Source organism: Catellatospora paridis, from assembly GCF_009720365.1.
In the GTDB taxonomy this organism is placed as follows: domain Bacteria; phylum Actinomycetota; class Actinomycetes; order Mycobacteriales; family Micromonosporaceae; genus Catellatospora; species Catellatospora paridis.
Genome location: NZ_ML769314.1, coordinates 789301 through 805603, shown reverse-complemented (window position 1 = coordinate 805603; position 16303 = coordinate 789301). Strand labels below are relative to the sequence as shown.

Genomic DNA, 16303 nt, shown 5'->3' with positions numbered 1-16303 from the left:
GCTAACACGTCCTTCGGCGGGCGGTATGCGGCTGTGTGTCAGATCACCCTGGACGCTCCCAGCTCCGGGAGCCCCGGGCAAGCTACATCCTGCCAGCCGCCGCCGCGTCCGCCTGACAGGTCGTCAAGCCAAGAGGGTACGCGCCGGGCGTCGTGCCTAAGAATCGAAGGTTTGAGGTCAGCCCCGCAACGCGTCCCGAGCCAGCAACGCCACGTGCAAGGACAGGCACGCCTGTACCGAGTCCAGGTCTACTCCCAGAATGCGCTCGATCCGGGCCAACCGCTCGTAGAAGGCGGGCCGCGACAGGTGCGCCGCACCGGCCGCGATCGACTTGTTGCGCCCGTGCTCCAGGAACACCCGCAGCGTCGGCAGCAGCGCGTCCCTCGGATGCTCCGCGTCGTACGTCAGCAGCGCCCCGAGCTGCCGCTCCACGAACGTCTGCAGCCGCGGTTCGTCGCGCAGCAGGTGCAGCAGGCCGGGCAGGCCCACGTTGGGCAGCCGGTGCACCACCGGCCCGGTCGGGTCGTGCCGGGCCGCCTGCGCCACCTGGCGCGCCTCGACCAGTGACCGGCGGGCCTCACGCAGGCTGTCCACGCCCGAGCCCGCCGCGATCAGCAGCGTGTCCGGCCGTCCCCGGCGCAGCGCGGCGGCGAAGGACTCCAGTGCAGGCTCCTCCTCCCCGCGTACCGCCAGCAGCGCGCCTACCGCGCGGTCGTCGACGGCGCTGGTCAGCCCGGTCTGCTTGGCCTCGCGCACCGCCTGCGACACGGCGTCGGCCAGGTCGCGCAGCGCGGCCTGGCCGGCCTCGGTGCCCGCCGCCGGCGACTCGTCCCGGTGCCGGACCACCACCCCGACCAGTCGCCGGCGCTCCAGCTGGATGCCCAGCGCGGCGGCCCGCAAGGCCACCTCCGACACCGGCAGGCTGTGGTCGAGCAACGCCGACAGCAGGGTGCCGTGCAGCTGCCGCTCCAGCCCCTCGGCGTCGCGGCGGATCAGCCGCCCCAGCGCCAGCGTCGAGGCGGCCCGCTCCAGCAGGATGGTGAGCCGCGTCGGCGGCGTCACCGAACGCCCGCCCACGTCGCCCGCATCCGGCCCGGTCCAGCGGGGGTCGGCGTTGCCGTCCGGACCGCCGGTAGCGTCCGGTGCCCCGTCGGCGCCCGGACGTTCGGCGCTGCCGGGAACAGGCCGTTCCGGCGCGCCCAATCCGGGATCCGCGGTCCGGCCGCCGATGAGGTCATGCGCCGTTCCCGACGCGGGCCACCGCAGCAGTAACCGTCCCCAGTCCTGGCCGCGTGCCCCGACCGGGGTCACCAGCCAACCGGTGTCCGGGTCGTACCCGGTCCGGCCGCTGCCGGACGGCTGCGCCTTGACCCGGCGGGAGTGCTGCTCCCAGCCGTCCAGCAGCATCTCCGCGCGGTCCCCGGCCGCGTCGTAGGCCAGCACCTGCCGGGCCAGGTTCTCCAGCACCACGGGGCAGCCGGCGAGCTGCGCCGCCTGGTGCACCACCTCGGCGGGCTCCGCCCCCTCCACGCTCAGCTCGGTGAACCGCTGGTGGATCTGCTCGGTCGCCCGCAGCTCGGCCAGCTGTGCGTCCACGATCAGCGCGTGCACCGCCTCGGTGATCTGCACGAACGGGGTGGGCCTGCGCAGCTCGACCAGCGGCATGCCCACCTTCTGCGCCGCGGCCGCCATCACCCGCGGCACGCTGGCCGTGTACCGCCGGCCCAGTTCCACGATCAGCCCGGCCACGCCCACCTCGGCCAGGTCGTTGACGAACGCGCGCACCCCCGCGTCGTCGGCGGGCAGCCCGATGCCGGTGGTTAGCACCAGCTCGCCGCCGCGCAGCAGGGTCGCGATGTCGGGCACCTCCGCCGAGTGCACCCAGCGCACCGGCCGGTCCAGTCCCGACTCCCCCGCCACCAGCCGCGGCGCGCCGATCCGCACCGAGTCGAGCGCGATCACCTCACGCACCGTCGGGAACACCGCCGTCACCACGGCTGCGCGGTGAGCACGTCAGCGGTACACATGGAGCAGGTCCCATCCCTCGCAGCTCAGCTGTGGTCCCCACCCTACTGAGATGCGCACCCGACCGGCGAGCGCCGGTCAGCCGGGCGGCTCGGCGCCCACCGCCGCCCGCACGGGCACCATGATCCGTTTTCGTGGACGCCGGGTGCCCCCATAGGGGCGTCAGGCGTCCACAAAACAGATCTTGTGCGGGACCGAGGCAGCCGGGGCTCGGGTCAGGCGGGGTCGTCGCGGCTCAGTTCCCAGCAGGCGACGGCGGTGGCGGCGGCGACGTTGAGCGAGTCGACGCCGCGGCGCATGGGCAGGCGCACCCGCACATCGCTGGCGTCCAGGGCGTGCCGGGACAGGCCCGGCCCCTCCGCGCCCAGCAGCAGCGCCGGGCGCAGCCGCTGGGTATCGGTGAGCCGCTGCATCGGCACCGCGTCGGCGGCCGGGGTCATCGCCAGGATCGTGTAGCCCGCGTCGCGCACCTCCGACAGTGCCTGCGGCCACGGATCGAGCTTGGCGTACGGGATCGCGAACACCTCGCCCATGCTCACCCGCACGCTGCGCCGGTACAGCGGATCCGCACAGGTCGGCGACAGCAGCACGGCGTCCACGCCGAGCGCCGCCACGCCTCTGAAGATCGCTCCGATGTTGGTATGGTTATTGATGTCTTCCAATATGACCACCCGGCGCGCCGCGGCCAGCACCTCCGAGGCCGGCAGCGCCGGCTGGCGGTGGAAGCTGGCCAGCACGCCCCGGTGCACGTGGAAGCCGGTGACCTGCTCCAGCACGTCGGGGTCGGCCCCGTAGACAGGCGCGCCGTCTAGGTCGGCGACCTGCCCGGCGCGTTTGGCCTCGACCAGGAACGAGCGCGGCCGGTAGCCGGCCCGCAGCGCGCGCCGCAGCACCAGCTCGCCCTCGGCGATGAACAGCCCGTGCGGCGGCTCCCAGCGGGTGCGCAGCTCGACGTCGGTCAGCGCCCGGTAGTCGGCGATCCGCTCGTCGCCCGGATCCGTGATCAGTTCCACATCCCGATTCTGCCGTCCGGGGCGGCACGGCCCGGCGGCGACACCGCGCTTGGGGCGTTCGGCCCCTCCGGCAGGTAGGATCGGCCACCGCCGTCCGTCCATCGGCCGTCTGCCCTGACCCGCTCAGCCGGTCGGACGCCCCCAATCCCGAGGTATCGATGAACAGCACCGATCCGAAGATCACCGTGGTCGTGCCCACGTACAACGAGCGCGACAACCTGCCGAAGATCGTCGACCTGCTGGCGGCCCTGCCGGTCCCGAACGTCCGCGTGCTGGTGGTCGACGACAACTCGCCGGACGGCACCGGTGAGGTGGCCGACAAGCTGTCCGTCGACGGGCCCATCCCGGTCGGGGTGCTGCACCGCACGGCCAAGGACGGGCTGGGCCGTGCCTACGTCGCCGGCATGACCAAGGCGCTGGACGAGGGCGCGGACATCGTGATCCAGATGGACGCCGACCTGTCCCACCCGACCACGGCGATCCCCGCGATGCTGCAGACGCTGGCGGAGACCGACGCGGCCGTCGTGCTGGGCTCGCGCTACGTCCCGGGCGGCGCGGTCGCCAGCGACTGGCCGTGGCACCGCAAGGCCCTGTCGGCCTGGGCCAACTTCTACGTGAACGCCATCCTGCAGCTGCGGGTCAAGGACGCCACGGCCGGCTTCAAGGCCTGGCGGGCGCAGACCCTGCGCGACATCGACGTCGAGTCGGTGCAGAGCAACGGTTACGCCTTCCAGGTGGAGATGAACCACCGTGTCGTACGCCGCGGCCTGCGCATCGCCGAGGTGCCGATCAAGTTCGAGGAGCGCGAGGAAGGCGTCTCGAAGATGAGCCTCGGGGTTCAGGTCGAGTCGGCGCTCGTGCCGTGGAAGCTCCTGCTGGGGCGCGACCCGCGCTGACCGGAGGAACGGAGAAAGGGCCGGCAGCGTGCGCTGCCGGCCCTTTTCGTGTCCGTCCGTCACTCCTTGGGGAGCCGGCTGGCCTCGATCTCGATCTCCTTGACGGCCGCAGCCGCTTCCGCCGCGACGCGGTGTGCCTCGGCCTCGGCCTCGGAGCCCGACTCGCGGGCGGCCTCCGCCGCCGCCGGGTCGCTGCGCAGGCCGCCGAAGGTGGAAGCGATGCCGTCCAGTGCCTTGGTGAGCTCGACCGGGACGATCCACAGCTTGTTCGACGCGCCGGCCGCGATCTGCGGGAGGGCCTGCAGGTACTGCCAGGCCATCACCTTGTTGTCGGGAGAGGACACGTGGATGGCGTCGACGACCAGCTTGATCGCCTTGGCCTGGCCCTCGGCCTGCAGGATGCGCGCCTGGCGGTCACCGTCGGCACGCAGCACCGCCGCCTGCTTGTCACCCTCGGCCGTGAGGATCTGGGACTGCTTGACACCTTCGGCAGTGAGGATCGCGGCACGGCGGTCACGCTCGGCTCGCATCTGCTTCTCCATGGAGTCGCGGATGCTCGGCGGCGGCTCGATCGCCTTGATCTCGACGCGGGTCACCTTGACGCCCCAGCGGCCGGTGTTCTCGTCGAGCACCACCGACAGCTGCCGGTTGACCTCTTCGCGGCTGGTCAGCGACCGCTCCAGGTCCATCGAGCCGATGACGTTACGCAGGGTGGTGACGGTCAGCTGCTCGATCGCCTGCAGGAAGTTCGCGATCTCGTAGGTGGCCCGCACCGGGTCGATGACCTTGAAGTACAGCACGGTGTCGATGGAGACCACCAGGTTGTCCGACGTGATCACGGGCTGCGGCGGGAAGCTGACCACCTGCTCGCGCAGGTCGACCTTGGTCCGGATGGCGTCGACGAACGGCACCAGGATGTTCAGACCGGGGGTCAGCGTGCGGTTGTACTTGCCGAGGCGCTCGACGACGTCGTTGCGCTGCTGCGGCACGATCTTGACCATCTTGATCAGCGTGATCAGGACGATCAGCGCGATGACGGCCACCAGCGCGGTGATAAAAGTCTCCATCAATCCCTCCAGACCAGCGCCGTCGCGCCGTCCACTTTCACTACCCGGACCCGGTCACCCGGGACGTACGTCTTCGTGGCGTCGTACGGCCGGGCCCGCCAGAGCTCGCCGCCGATCTTGACCAGGCCGTTGTCGGCGTCGACCCGCTCCACCACGAGCGCGTCCGCGCCCTCGGTGACCGCAAGGCCCATCGAGGCGGCGTCGGCGTCCTGCCGGAACCAGCGGTGCTTCATCCAGGGACGCACCACCGCCAGCGAGAGGACGGACACCACGACGAACGCGATGCCCTGGATCCAGCCGGGCGCCCCGGCAAGACCCACCAGCGAGGCGACCAGCGCGCCGGCAGCCAGCATCAGCAGCACGAATGTGCCGGTGAAGAGCTCCGCGATCACCGCCACCGCTGCGAGGAGTAGCCACCACATCCAATCTTCCACGTGCTGATCGTGTCACGCCCGCGCCAGCGATGGGAGGTGTGGATCTCCTCGTCCGTTCGGCCAGATCCGGAGGTACGCGCAGCCAGCCGCGGTAACGCCTTGGCTCGGACGCCGTTGTCCGCATAGGTTGTCCAGCGCAGTTGGCAGCGCACGAGGTGGCACGGTGCGCACAGGGTGGAGTGACGATGACGCTGAACACGCAGACCGCGGCACGGGTCGACGAGCTGGTGGCCGGCGCCCAGGCACAGGGGCGTACCCCCTGCCTGGTGGCGGCCGTGGTGCGCGACGGGCGACCGGCGCACCTGGCCGTGGCGGGCATGGATCCGGCCACCGGGGCCGCACCCACCGGCGACACCCAGTTCCGGATCGGCTCGATCAGCAAGACGCTGACCGCCGTGCTGGTGATGCAGCTGCGCGACGAGGGTGCGCTGTCCCTGGACGACCTGCTCTACCGGCACCTGCCGGGCACCCCGGTCGGCAGCGCGATCACCATCCGCCAGCTGCTCGGCCACATCTCCGGCCTGCAGCGCGAACCCGACGGCCTGTGGTGGGAGCGGCACGACGGCCCCGACCTGGACACCTTCCTGGCCGCGCTGACGCCGGACAAGCTCGCCTACCCGCCGCACCGCGCCTACCACTACTCCAACCTGGCCTACGGGCTGCTCGGCGCGGTCGCCCACAAGCTCACCGGTCTGCACTGGACGGAGCTGGTCACCAAGCGGCTGCTGGAGCCACTGGACATGACCCGCACCAGCTACACCGAGGTCGAGCCGTTCGCCCGCGGCTACGTGGTGCACCCCTGGCACGGCACGCTCCAGGAGGAGCCGCGCACCGACGCCGGGGCGATGGCCCCCGCCGGGCAGCTCTGGTCCACCGCCGACGACCTGATCAAGTGGGCCGCGTTCCTGGCCGAACCCGACCCGGCGGTGCTCGCCCCGGCGACGCTGGCCGAGATGTGCGCCCCGGTGGTGATGACCGACCTGGACGCCTGGACCACCGGCCACGGCCTCGGCCTGGAGCTGGTCCGCAGCGGCGAGCGCATCTTCGCCGGGCACGGCGGCTCGATGCCCGGCTACCTGGCCCACCTGTGGACGCACCGGCCGAGCCGGACCGGTGTGGTCGCCTTCGCCAACGCGTACACCCTGCACGGGCGGCGGATGGCCGAGCTGAGCCGACAGTTGCTGGCCGAGGTCCTCGACGCCGAGCCGGACCGCCCCGCGCCGTGGCAGCCCCAGCCCGCCGGCCAGCCCCACGAGCTGGAGGGCACGTGGTGGTGGATGGGCCGCGAGTTCGCCGCCCGCTTCGACGCGGCCGCGGGCGAGCTGGTCTTCACCCCGGTCACGGTGCCCGGCACCCCGTGGCGCTTCACCACCGAGGGCGCGGACGTGTGGCGCTGCCACAGCGGCAGCAACGACGGCGAGGTGATGCGGGTGCGCCGCGACGCCGACCGCACCCCGGTGGAGCTGGACATCGCCACGTTCGTGCACACCAGGCAGCCCTGACGCGGCTACTCCGGCGGGGCGGTCACGAAGTCGATGAGCCGCTCCACGGAGTTCACCAGCGGCGTCTCCAGGTCGTGGTAGCTGTCCACGCGCGACAGCAGCCGCCGCCAGAACAGCGCGGGCTCCGTGACGCCGAGCGCCGCGCAGATGCCCTCCTTCCACGGGTGCCCGCGCGGCACCACCGGCCACTCCTCCATGCCCAGCCGCGACGGCTTCACCGCCTGCCACACGTCCACGTAGGGGTGCCCGGCGATCAGGCAGTGCGGGCTGTCCACGGCCTGCGCGAGGCGGGCCTCCTTGGTGCCGCTGACCAGGTGGTCCACCAGCACGCCCAGCCGCCTGCCGGGGCCGGGCGCGAACTCGCGCACCGCGGCGGGCAGGTCGTCGACGCCGTGCAGCGGCTCGACCACGACGGCCTCGGCGCGCAGATCGTCGCCCCAGATGCGCTCCAGCAGCTCGGCATCGTGCAGGCCTTCGACCCAGATCCGGCCCGCGCGGGCGACCTGCGCCCGGGTCGGCGCGGCGGAGACCGATCCGGACGCCGTGCGGCGCGGCTGCGCGGGCGCGGCGGGGGCCTGCGGGCGGCGCAGCGTGACCACCGTCCCATCCAGTAGGAAGGCGGCGGGTTCCAGTGGGAAGTGCCGGCGTCGGCCGTGGCGGTCCTCCAGGGTCACCGCGCCGTACTCGAAGCCCACGATCTCACCGCAGAAGCCGCTGCCCGCGTCCTCGACGACCATGCCCAGCTCAGCGTCATGTTCGGGGGTCACCCGGCGGGGCTTGCGGCGGTCGAAGGAATCGAGCACATCATCGCTGTAGCGCATGCGACGGCACCCTAGTCCGCGCGCGCGTTCCGCGCTCAATGACGCGCCGGTCCGGGACAAACCCCAGGAACAGCACGTACCCTGGTCGGCATGTCCCCCGCAGCGCAGGTGACCCTGACCACGCGCCGGTCCGCCCGCTTCGTCGCGTGGACCCGGGCCTGGCGCGCCGGACTGGTGTCCTTCGACGAGATCCTCGACGACCTGACCGCCGAGGAGGAGCAGCACGTGCGCGACCTGCCCGGCCAGTGGCGCGAGGAGGTCGAGCTGCGCGAGGCGCTGCCCGCGCTGGCCAAGCTGCACCCCGACGAGATCCGGCTGGTGCTGCCCGCGCCCGGCGACCCGCGCGGGCTGCCCGGTCCCGGCCCGTTCACGAGCCACGCCCTGGTCAGCGGGGAGGGCGTCATCGCCAGCCGGCTCGGGCTGGTGCCCGAGGAACGGCGGCACACCTCGGGCTCGGGCGTCACCTTCACCACGGTGCTGTGGCGGGCGTTCGAGCTGCCCGAGGCCCCGAGCGCGCAGCTGCCCGGGGTGCGCGAGGCCGACGGCGCGCTCAGCCTCGCGCTGACCGAGACCACCACCCGGCTGGTCCGCCTGGACGTGGCGCAGTGGCGCCCGGAGCTGGCCGGGGCGCTGCAGGCGCTGCGCAAGCCCGACGCCGAGACCGACCTGCCCCCGGGCTACGACCCGCGGGCGCGGCGGCTCTACGCCCGCGCCTGCGTGCTGGACCGGGTGCTGACCCTGGCCGGTCAGGCCGCCCCGGGCGGGGCGCTGAACAGCTTCGAGGCCCAGCAGCGCGACGAAGCGCTGCGCCCTCTCGCCGGCGCTTGCCGGGCCGCCCTGATGGCCGCCTGCAACGCCCCGTTCGAGGGCTGAGGCGGACGGGCGCGGACGCGCACGGCTCGCCGTCCGTCAGGCGGGCATGGCCTCCGCCGCTTCCTTCAACGGCTCCACCTCGTCGATCAGGTCCGCCACGGAGTTGATGACCCGCGAGGGCCGGTAGGGGTAGCGCTCCATATCGGCCTTGGTGGCGATGCCGGTGAGCACGAGGATGGTGTGCAGCCCGGCCTCCAGGCCGCACAGCACGTCGGTGTCCATCCGGTCGCCGATCATGGCAGCCTGCACCGAATGCGCACCGATCTTGTTGAGCGCCGAGCGCATCATCATCGGATTCGGCTTGCCCACGAAGTACGGCTCGATGCCGGTGGCCTTCGTGATCAGCGCGGCGACCGAGCCCGCGGCGGGCAGCGCGCCCTCGTTGGACGGTCCGGTCGCGTCGGGGTTGGTGCAGATGAAGCGGGCGCCCTTGTTGATCAGGCGGATCGCCGTGGTGATCGCCTCGAAGCTGTAGTTGCGGGTCTCGCCCAGCACCACGTAATCCGGCTCGTAGTCGGTCATGATGTAGCCCGCCGCGTGCAGCGCCGTGGTCAGGCCCGCCTCGCCGATGACGTACGCCGTGCCGCCCGGCCGCTGGTCGGCCAGGAACTGCGCGGTGGCCAGCGCCGACGTCCAGATCGCCGACTCCGGCAGGTCGAAGCCCAGCCGGGTCAGGCGCGCGTGCAGGTCTCGCGGGGTGTAGATGGAGTTGTTGGTGAGCACCAGGAACGGCACGCCCGCAGCCCGCAGCCGGCCGATGAACTCCGGCGCGCCCGGCACCGGCTCACCCTCGTGGACCAGTACGCCGTCCATGTCGGTCAACCAGGCGGCGATCGGCTTGCGGTCGGTCATCGGGTTCCCTCTCTGTTGCTGCGCACCGGTGGCGGGCAGCAGTTGCTCGCACAGACATCCCAGTGTTCGAGCCTACCGAGCGCGGTCCGCTCCCGGCCGCCCGGTGCCGTCCGCTCCAGCACGAGATCGCGCACCATCGCCACGAAGCGCGGATCGGCCCCCGGCGTGCCCGCGCGGGCGAACCCGAGGCCCAGCCGCCGGGCCGTCGCCGCGGCCTCCTCGTCGAGGTCCCACAGCACCTCCAGGTGGTCGGAGACGAACCCGATCGGGCTGACCACCACCTGGGTCACGCCCTCCTTGGCCAGCACCTCCAGGTGGTCGTTGACGTCGGGCTCCAGCCACGGGATGTGCGGCGCGCCCGAGCGGCTCTGCCAGACCAGATCCCAGGCCAGGCCCGGCGCGCCCCGCTCGGCCACCAGCCGCGCGGTCTCCCGTAACTGCGCCTCGTAGCGCCCGCCGCAGGGGCCGCTGGACTCCGCCATGGACACCGGGATCGAGTGCGCGGTGAACACCAGGCGGGTGTTCTCATGCTGCGTCACGTCCAGCGTCGACAGCGCCGCGGCGACCGCGTCGGCGAACGGCTCGACGAAACCCGGGTGGTCGTGGAAGTGGCGCAGCTTGTCCACGACCGGCGCGCGCGGCCCGACCGCGGCCCGCGCCGACGCGATGTCCTGCAGGTACTGCCGGCACGACGAGTACGACCCGTAGGCGCTGGTCGCCAGCGCCACCGCGCGCTCGATGCCGTGGTCGCGCATCTGGGCCAGGGTGTCGGCCAGCATCGGCCGCCAGTTCCGGTTGCCCCAGTAGACCGGCAGGTCCAGCGCGTTGGCCGCGAAGTCGGCCCGGATCGCGGCGACCAGCTCCCGGCACTGCTCGTTGATCGGCGACACCCCGCCGAAGCGCAGGTAGTGCTCGGCCACCTCGGCCAGCCGTTCGGGGGGCACGCCGCGCCCCCGCGTCACGTTGTGCAGGAACGGCAGCACCTCGTCGGGGTGCTCCGGACCGCCGAACGACAACAGCAGGAAGGCGTCGTACATGCGTAAAAGGCTAGAACCCCACCCGGACCGCCCACACATCGCCCACCCGGCGTCCCAGACATGTCACAGCCCGTGGACGGGCTCAGGCCGCACCCCGGTGTGGGAAGCGGCCTGAGCTGTGGATACGTCGGGCGCGTCAGGCGCCGAGGGCGTGGTAGCCGCCGTCGACGTGGATGATCTCGCCGGTGGTGGCGGGGAACCAGTCGGACAGCAGCGCGCAGACGGCCTTGGCGGTGGGCGCGGTGTCGGTGAGGTTCCAGCCCAGCGGGGCGCGCTCGGTCCAGGACTCCTCGAACTTCTCGAAGCCCGGGATCGACTTGGCGGCCATCGTGCGCAGCGGGCCGGCCGACACGAGGTTGCTGCGGATGCCCTGGTCGCCGAGGTAGTTGGCGAGGTAGCGGGAGGCGGACTCCAGGCCGGCCTTGGCCACGCCCATCCAGTCGTAGACCGGCCAGGCCACGGTCGCGTCGAAGGTCAGGCCGACGATCGAACCGCCGTTGGTCATCAGCGGCAGGGTGGCCATGGCCAGCGCCTTGTACGAGTACGTGGACACGTGCACCGCGGTGGCCACGTCCTCCCACGGCGTCTGCAGGAACGTGCCGCCCAGCGCGGTCGCCGGCGCGAAGCCGATCGAGTGGACCACGCCGTCGAGCCCGTCGACGTATCCGCGCACGTTGTCGGCGAGCGCCGCCAGCTGCTCCGGGTTCGTCGCGTCCAGCTCGATCACCGGCGCGGTGACGGGCAGCCGCTTGGCGATCCGCTCCACCAGCGACATGCGGCCGAAGCCGGTCAGCACCACGGTCGCGCCCTGCTCCTGAGCGATCTTCGCGACGTTGAACGCGATCGACTGCTCCGTGATCACGCCGGTGACCAGGATGCGCTTACCTTCGAGCAGCACGTCTACTCCTCATTCGATTCTTGTCGAGCACGGTGGTGAAGGGCCGTCAGTGGCCCATGCCGAGGCCGCCGTCGACCGGGATGACCGCGCCGGAGATGTAACCGGCGGTGTCGCCGGCGAGCCAGGTGACCACGCCCGCGATCTCGTCGACCGCGGCGATCCGGCCGGCCGGGATGGCCTTGCGGATCTCGGCCTTGCGCTCGTCGGTGAGCTTGTCGGTCATGTCGGTCTCGATGAAGCCGGGGGCCACCACGTTCGCGGTGATGTTGCGGGTGCCCAGCTCGCGGGTGATGGAGCGGGCCATGCCCACCAGGCCGGCCTTGCTCGCCGCGTAGTTGACCTGCCCTGCGCCGCCGTACAGGCCGACCACCGAGGAAATGAAGATCATGCGGCCCCAGCGTCCCCGGACCATCTTGGTCGAGGCGCGGCGGGCACAGCGCCAGGCGCCGCTCAGGTTGGTGTCGAGCACCCGGCCGAACTGCTCCTCGGACATGCGCATCAGCAGCGTGTCGTCGGTGATGCCGGCGTTGGCGACCAGCACCTCGACCGGGCCCAGCTCGTTCTCGACGGTGGTGAACGCCGCGTCGACCGCCGCGGGGTCGGTGACGTCGCAGGTGACACCCAGGATCTCCGGCGCGACGGACTGGTCGAAGGTGCCCCGGTGGGTGATCGCCACACGGTCGCCCTGCTTGGCGAACGCCTGCGCGATCGCCAGGCCGATACCTCTGTTGCCGCCGGTGACCAGGACGGTGCGAGACACGGTTACTCCTTCGCGATCAGGTTGTTCCGCCTGAGCCTAGGGCGCTGCCCGGAAGGCGGCGGGTACGGGGGCGTGACTAAATCCGACTATAATCTTTGTGGAGTTCCGCCAATTAACCCGTCCGGGTGGACACGGAAACCCTGCCGGTACGGCTGATGCGGATCACGATCGCCCATACGGTATGATCACGACGTTTGCGAGCTGGATTTCGGCCTAAGGAGGTGATCGCTATGCGAGATAGCGATCCTCCGAGTCATGGCCGGGTCCTGCGAGCCGCAACGCGCTGATCCCCGCGCCTGATCTCGCATTCCCGCACGTCCTCCTGCCGAAAACCGAGCCGGTGCTGCTTCCGCCGGCTGGGAGGGCTGTGCCTTGACCTGGTCATGACTCACCCGCGTGTCCCTGTAGTTGCCTGCACAACACAGTCACCGGAGTTGTCATGAGCCGTTACCTCGCCCCGCTGGGCTTCACCCTCGCCGCGACCTGGGTCGGAGCCATCTTCCTGCTGGTCTCCCGCTGAGCGGCACCGGCAGCGCACGCCCGCGACGCCGCCGGCGTGCCGTGCCCACCGGTTCTGCTCTGCACCCGCCCGCGCAACACCTCGATGGTTGCGCGGACGGGTGCAGAGCAGGCGCACACCGTCGCCCGTCAGGGCAGGCGTGACGTCCACAGCAGGCTGAGCGCACCCGCGCCGAGGCCCAGCAGCAGCGCCGCCCCGGCGAACCACTGCGAGACCTCCTTGGGCACCCGCTTGTGCCCGATCGACGAGCCCATGTCCTGGTACACCTGGGTCAGCTCGGCCGCCGACGCCGCCTCGTAGAAGAAGCCGCCCGTCGTCTCGGCCAGTTCGGCCAGCGCCTGCCGGTCCACCGGCACCCGCTGCAGCTGCCCGGCGATGTCGACCATGCCCGCGTCGGTGCCGAAGGCGATCGTGGTCACCGGCACGTTCGCCTCGACCGCCGCGGCGGCCGCGTCCTCGATCGCTCGGCCGTAGGTGCGGTAGCCGTCGGACAGCAGCACGATCCGGGCCGGCGGCGGCCCCTCGGCCCCGGCGTCGGGCACCGCCTTGATCGCGTCCAGCGAGGTGAACACCGCCTCGCCGGTCGCGGTGGCCTCGGCCAGCTCCAGCGCGTCGATCGCGTCGTTCACCGCCGAGCGGTCCTTGCCCGGAGAGACCAGCACGTTCGCCGACTTGGCGAAGGACACCAACCCCAGGTTGTACGAGGCGGGCAGCTCCTGCACGAACTGCTTGGCGGCCTGCTGCGCCGCCTCCATCCGGGTCGGCTCCACGTCGTCGGCCTGCATCGACAGCGACACGTCGATGGCCAGGATGATGGTCGCCCGCTCCAGCGGCTCGTCGACCTCCATCGACGGTCGGGCCAGCGCCGCCACCAGCGAGAACAGCCCGGCCAGGAAGAGCCCGGCGGCCACGTGGCGCCGCCAGCCCAGCCCGCGGGGCACCAGCGAGCGCAGCAGTTCCAGGTTGCTGAACGGCAGCGCCGTGTCCCGGCGGAAACGCCGCAGCAGATGCCGGGCGGCGTACGCGCCCGCCAGCGCGAGCACCGGGATCAGCGCCAGCAGCCACATCGGATCCAGGAAACGGATCATCGGCTCCCCCCGCGGGTACGGCGGTGACGTTGCGCGGCCACGAACCGCACCAGGTCGAGCAGCCAGTCGGAGTCGGTGCGCAGCCGCACCTGGCGCGCCCCGGCGGTGCGCACCGCGTCGGCGATCAGCTCCCGCTGCCGCTGGGCGGCCTGGGCGTAGCGGCGGCGCAGGTCCCGGTCGCCGGTCTGCACCTCGTGCCGCGCGCCGGTCTCCGGGTCGCGCAGTTCGAGCACCCCCGCCGCGGGCAGTTCCAGCTCGCACGGGTCCAGCACCTCGACGGCGAGGACCTCGTGCCGGGTGGCGAGCTTGCGCAGCTGCCAGGCCCAGCGCTCGGGCGGGTCGAGGAAGTCCGAGATCACCACCGCCAGTCCGCGCCGCCGCGGCGGGCTGTTCAGGGCCTCGATCAGCGGCGCGAGGCTGTCGGCGGGGCGCTGGCGGGCCCGCGCCGCGCCGCCCTCCTCGATCAGCCGGGCGACCGTGCGCAGCAGCCCCTGCGCCTCCCGGCGGCCCGGCCGGGCGGGTCGGCGGACCAGCTCGGGGCCACCGGCGTTGATCACCGCGCCGACGCGGTTGCCGCCGCGCACGGTCAGGTGGGTCATCGCCGCGGTCGCCGCCAGCACCAGGTCGCGCTTGAGCATCCGGGCGGTGCCGAAGTCGAGGCTGGGCGACAGGTCCACGGCCAGCCAGGTCTCCAGCTCCCGGTCGGCCACGGACAGCCGCACGTGCGGCACCGTGGTGCGGGCCGTGACCGGCCAGTCCATCCGGCGCACGTCGTCGCCCGACCGGTATTCCCGCGACTCCCCCGCCTCGCTGCCCGGGCCGGGCAGCAGACCCAGGTAGTCGCCCTGCAGCAGGCCGTCCAGCCGCCGGTTCACCAGCAGTTGCAGCCGCCGCAGCGCCGCCTCGCCACCGGCTCGCTCCGGTGCGGCCGCGGCCATGCTCACGTCGCCTGCTGCCGCGGGGCGACCGACGGCAGCGGCACCGCGGCCAGCACCCGCCCCACGACGTAGTCGGCGGGGATCTCGTCGGCCAGCGCGTCGTAGCTGAGCACCAGCCGGTGGCGCAGGATGTCCGGGGCGATGTCGAGCACGTCCTGCGGCAATGCGTAGTCGCGCCCGCGCAGCAGCGACAGCGCCCGGGTGGCCCGCACCAGGCCCAGCGAGGCGCGCGGGCTCGCGCCGTACTGGATGAGCCGCGCGATGTCGGGCAGCCCGTGGTCGGCCGGGGCGCGCGTGGCCAGCACCAGCCGCACCGAGTAGTCGATCAGAGCATTGTGGACGAACACCTGGTCGGCGCGTTCCTGCAGGCCGAGCAGCGCCTCGGTGGTGAGCACCGGCACCGCTCGCGGCGGCGCGACGCCCATCCGGTAGACGATCTCCCGCTCCTCGACGTCGGTCGGGTAGCCCACCAGCACCTTCAGTAGGAAGCGGTCCCGCTGCGCCTCGGGCAGCGGGTACACGCCCTCCTGCTCGATCGGGTTCTGGGTGGCCATGACCAGGAACGGATCCGGCACGGTGTGGGTCACCCCGCCCAGCGACACGTGCCGCTCGGCCATGACCTCCAGCAGCGCCGACTGCACCTTGGCCGGCGCGCGGTTGATCTCGTCGGCGAGCAGGAAGTTGACGAACACCGGCCCCAGTTCGACGTCGAACCGCTCGCTGCCGGTGCGGTAGATGCGCGTGCCGACGATGTCCGCGGGCACCAGGTCCGGCGTGAACTGCACCCGGGCGAACGAGCCGCCCACCACCGTGGCCAGCGTCTCCACGGCCAGCGTCTTGGCCACCCCGGGCACGCCCTCCAGCAGGCAGTGCCCGCGTGCCAGCAGTGCCACGAACATGCGCTCGATCAGCCGGTCCTGGCCGACGATCACCTTCTTGACCTCGAACAGGGCGCGTTCCAGCAGCGTGGCGTCCTGCGCGGGGGTGGCGACCGTGGCGGGGCCGGCGTCGGCGGCGCCGGTCGGCGCGGGACCGGCGGCATTGTCGTAGGTGATGGGCTGCACCACGGCTCCTCGTTACCGGCGGGTTGCTGACCTGCCTCAGCCTCGCATGAACAGCCGACTTATGCGGCATAGTGCCGTTATTCCGGCGAAACCCTCGGCTGTTCGAGCCTGTTTGACACGGCGTTTGATTTCATCCGAACGGATGCTCCGACGGTCTTCCCTCCGCGCCCGGCACGTGGTTAATATTCGTGCGTTGCCGGGCGGCTTCCCCCGTGGCCGCCCGGCACGCCAAACATCCCCAAACAACTTCATACGAGATCACGCAGCCCGAGCCGAGCTCGGGCTTTTCTGTCCCGCGGGTAGGCTCCACGACGTGTTAGAGGCCGAGGCTCCCCTGATCTGCTCGCGCAAGGGCTGCCGTGCCGCGGCCGCGTGGGAGCTGCGCTGGAACAACCCGAAGCTGCACGATCCGCAGCGGCGCAAGACCTGGCTCGCGTGCGACGAGCACCGCCAGACCCTGGCCGACTTCCTGTCCGCGCGGGGCTTCCTGCGCGAGACGCTGCCCCTGGCCTGAT

The 16303-nt window shown here is 72.1% G+C and carries 16 protein-coding genes; 4 read left to right on the top strand and 12 right to left on the bottom strand.

Going from position 1 to position 16303, the window contains the following annotated elements:
* Positions 1-177: 177 nt before the first annotated feature.
* Together F9C41_RS12685 and F9C41_RS12680 are read right to left on the bottom strand one after the other, a co-directional pair.
* Positions 178-1983, bottom strand: coding sequence for a PucR family transcriptional regulator (locus F9C41_RS12685; RefSeq protein WP_155386864.1), 1806 nt, complete (start codon positions 1981-1983; stop codon positions 178-180).
* A 257-nt stretch (positions 1984-2240) separates the two neighbouring features.
* The gene (locus F9C41_RS12680) at positions 2241-3140 is read right to left on the bottom strand and encodes a TrmH family RNA methyltransferase (RefSeq protein ID WP_155386863.1); all 900 of its coding nucleotides are present in this window, start codon (positions 3138-3140) and stop codon (positions 2241-2243) included.
* A gap of 56 nt (positions 3141-3196) precedes the next feature.
* Between F9C41_RS12680 and F9C41_RS12675 the strand changes: the two genes are divergently transcribed.
* Complete coding sequence (locus F9C41_RS12675) at positions 3197-3934, top strand: polyprenol monophosphomannose synthase (RefSeq protein WP_155386862.1); 738 nt, start codon at positions 3197-3199, stop codon at positions 3932-3934.
* Positions 3935-3993: 59 nt separating this feature from the next.
* On the opposite strand, the gene F9C41_RS12670 is transcribed toward F9C41_RS12675, so the two are convergent.
* Together F9C41_RS12670 and F9C41_RS12665 are read right to left on the bottom strand one after the other, a co-directional pair.
* On the bottom strand, positions 3994-5001 hold the full coding sequence (locus F9C41_RS12670; RefSeq protein WP_155386861.1) for an SPFH domain-containing protein: 1008 nt from the start codon (positions 4999-5001) through the stop codon (positions 3994-3996).
* On the bottom strand, positions 5001-5423 hold the full coding sequence (locus F9C41_RS12665; RefSeq protein WP_120315927.1) for an NfeD family protein: 423 nt from the start codon (positions 5421-5423) through the stop codon (positions 5001-5003). Before F9C41_RS12665 ends, F9C41_RS12670 begins: the two co-directional genes overlap by 1 nt.
* Before the next feature lie 197 nt (positions 5424-5620).
* On the opposite strand from F9C41_RS12665, the gene F9C41_RS12660 reads away from it, so the two are divergent.
* On the top strand, positions 5621-6937 hold the full coding sequence (locus F9C41_RS12660; protein ID WP_155386860.1) for a serine hydrolase domain-containing protein: 1317 nt from the start codon (positions 5621-5623) through the stop codon (positions 6935-6937).
* Positions 6938-6942: 5 nt separating this feature from the next.
* Here the strand turns inward: F9C41_RS12660 and F9C41_RS12655 are convergent, their stop codons facing one another.
* The gene (locus F9C41_RS12655) at positions 6943-7758 is read right to left on the bottom strand and encodes a DUF3097 domain-containing protein (protein ID WP_155386859.1); all 816 of its coding nucleotides are present in this window, start codon (positions 7756-7758) and stop codon (positions 6943-6945) included.
* Between the two features lie 90 nt (positions 7759-7848).
* Between F9C41_RS12655 and F9C41_RS12650 the strand changes: the two genes are divergently transcribed.
* Positions 7849-8631: a hypothetical protein gene (locus tag F9C41_RS12650; protein ID WP_155386858.1), complete on the top strand. Its 783-nt coding sequence runs from the start codon at positions 7849-7851 to the stop codon at positions 8629-8631.
* Positions 8632-8667: 36 nt separating this feature from the next.
* Here the strand turns inward: F9C41_RS12650 and F9C41_RS12645 are convergent, their stop codons facing one another.
* From F9C41_RS12645 to F9C41_RS12615, 7 genes are all read right to left on the bottom strand, one after another.
* The gene (locus tag F9C41_RS12645; protein ID WP_155386857.1) at positions 8668-9483 is read right to left on the bottom strand and encodes an HAD-IIA family hydrolase; all 816 of its coding nucleotides are present in this window, start codon (positions 9481-9483) and stop codon (positions 8668-8670) included.
* Positions 9480-10520, bottom strand: a complete 1041-nt coding sequence (locus F9C41_RS12640) for a ferrochelatase (RefSeq protein ID WP_155386856.1) — start codon at positions 10518-10520, stop codon at positions 9480-9482. The genes F9C41_RS12645 and F9C41_RS12640 overlap by 4 nt, the downstream gene beginning before the upstream one ends.
* 136 nt (positions 10521-10656) lie before the next feature.
* Positions 10657-11418, bottom strand: a complete 762-nt coding sequence (gene fabI / locus F9C41_RS12635) for an enoyl-ACP reductase FabI (RefSeq protein WP_155386855.1) — start codon at positions 11416-11418, stop codon at positions 10657-10659.
* 46 nt (positions 11419-11464) lie between these two features.
* Positions 11465-12178, bottom strand: coding sequence for a 3-oxoacyl-ACP reductase FabG (gene fabG / locus F9C41_RS12630; RefSeq protein WP_155386854.1), 714 nt, complete (start codon positions 12176-12178; stop codon positions 11465-11467).
* Between the two features lie 648 nt (positions 12179-12826).
* Positions 12827-13786, bottom strand: coding sequence for a VWA domain-containing protein (locus F9C41_RS12625; protein WP_155386853.1), 960 nt, complete (start codon positions 13784-13786; stop codon positions 12827-12829).
* Positions 13783-14724, bottom strand: coding sequence for a DUF58 domain-containing protein (locus tag F9C41_RS12620; RefSeq protein ID WP_155387003.1), 942 nt, complete (start codon positions 14722-14724; stop codon positions 13783-13785). The genes F9C41_RS12625 and F9C41_RS12620 overlap by 4 nt, the downstream gene beginning before the upstream one ends.
* A 2-nt stretch (positions 14725-14726) precedes the next feature.
* Positions 14727-15791: an AAA family ATPase gene (locus F9C41_RS12615; RefSeq protein WP_407924688.1), complete on the bottom strand. Its 1065-nt coding sequence runs from the start codon at positions 15789-15791 to the stop codon at positions 14727-14729.
* 310 nt (positions 15792-16101) lie between these two features.
* On the opposite strand from F9C41_RS12615, the gene F9C41_RS12610 reads away from it, so the two are divergent.
* On the top strand, positions 16102-16302 hold the full coding sequence (locus tag F9C41_RS12610) for a hypothetical protein (protein ID WP_155386852.1): 201 nt from the start codon (positions 16102-16104) through the stop codon (positions 16300-16302).
* The last annotated feature ends 1 nt before the right edge of the window (position 16303 follow it).

Bases quoted from the DNA above. Each gene is read 5' to 3' on its own strand.
- F9C41_RS12680 (WP_155386863.1), bottom strand. From the start codon at position 3,140: ATGGACGGACGGCGGTGGCCGATCCTACCTGCCGGAGGGGCCGAACGC.
- F9C41_RS12675 (WP_155386862.1), top strand. From the start codon at position 3,197: ATGAACAGCACCGATCCGAAGATCACCGTGGTCGTGCCCACGTACAAC.
- F9C41_RS12670 (WP_155386861.1), bottom strand. From the start codon at position 5,001: ATGGAGACTTTTATCACCGCGCTGGTGGCCGTCATCGCGCTGATCGTC.
- F9C41_RS12665 (WP_120315927.1), bottom strand. From the start codon at position 5,423: ATGTGGTGGCTACTCCTCGCAGCGGTGGCGGTGATCGCGGAGCTCTTC.
- F9C41_RS12660 (WP_155386860.1), top strand. From the start codon at position 5,621: ATGACGCTGAACACGCAGACCGCGGCACGGGTCGACGAGCTGGTGGCC.
- F9C41_RS12655 (WP_155386859.1), bottom strand. From the start codon at position 7,758: ATGCGCTACAGCGATGATGTGCTCGATTCCTTCGACCGCCGCAAGCCC.
- F9C41_RS12650 (WP_155386858.1), top strand. From the start codon at position 7,849: ATGTCCCCCGCAGCGCAGGTGACCCTGACCACGCGCCGGTCCGCCCGC.
- F9C41_RS12645 (WP_155386857.1), bottom strand. From the start codon at position 9,483: ATGACCGACCGCAAGCCGATCGCCGCCTGGTTGACCGACATGGACGGC.
- F9C41_RS12640 (WP_155386856.1), bottom strand. From the start codon at position 10,520: ATGTACGACGCCTTCCTGCTGTTGTCGTTCGGCGGTCCGGAGCACCCC.
- F9C41_RS12625 (WP_155386853.1), bottom strand. From the start codon at position 13,786: ATGATCCGTTTCCTGGATCCGATGTGGCTGCTGGCGCTGATCCCGGTG.
- F9C41_RS12620 (WP_155387003.1), bottom strand. From the start codon at position 14,724: ATGGCCGCGGCCGCACCGGAGCGAGCCGGTGGCGAGGCGGCGCTGCGG.